The 660-nt window shown below is 66.2% G+C and carries 1 protein-coding gene; it reads right to left on the bottom strand.

Translation table 11 applies throughout. From position 1 onward, the window contains the following. Nucleotides 1-79 precede the first annotated feature (79 nt). The coding region (locus tag KUM32_RS41750; protein WP_217146834.1) for a L,D-transpeptidase family protein at nt 80-660 on the bottom strand (581 nt) is incomplete at its 5' end.

Raw genomic sequence — 660 nt, 5'->3', positions numbered from 1 at the left:
TGCCCCGGCATCTGGCGCGGCGACCTGGTCCTCCGGCTCCGCCGGGCCTTGCGGGCGCCGCGAGGAGGACTATTGCGGGTCAGCTCACCACGTACAGCTTCTTCGGCCAGCCGATGCGGTCGAGGCGCTTGAACAGGTCCCTGATGTCGGCCGGGTTGAGCTTGACGCAGCCGTTGGAGTAGTAGTCGTTGGGGTTGCTGTTGGTCCACCGCTCGGACTCGATGGAGCCCTGCTTACCGTTGGGCTTCATCTCGCTGTGGATGAACAGCTCGGTGCGCTTGGTGCCGTTGTGGCACTTGCGGTCGGAGAGCTTGATGACGAGGCCGTTGATGATGCCGTCGAAGTTCTTGCGGTGCCACTGCACGGCGTACGGCTTCTTCTCCGCGTTGGGCAGCCAGCCCTTGCCGACGGCGCAGGTGTCCTTGGTCTGGCCGGAGCCCGCCTTGTACTTCTTGAGCACCTTGTCACGGCCGGCGGTGCGCTTCACGAGTTCGAGGCGGGAGTTCGTGACCGAGCCCTTGTCGAAGCGTAGGTAATGGGCGTCGGTGGCCTGGACGGAAGCCTGGGTTTCGGTACGCGCCTGGGCCGGGACAGCCGTGGTGACCGTCAGGCCACCGACGATGACGGCGGCGAGCGCGAGGGGCGTGATGTGTGCGGGCC

The organism is Streptomyces sp. AC627_RSS907 (assembly GCF_019049165.1).
This window is presented reverse-complemented; position numbering and strand designations above follow the sequence as displayed.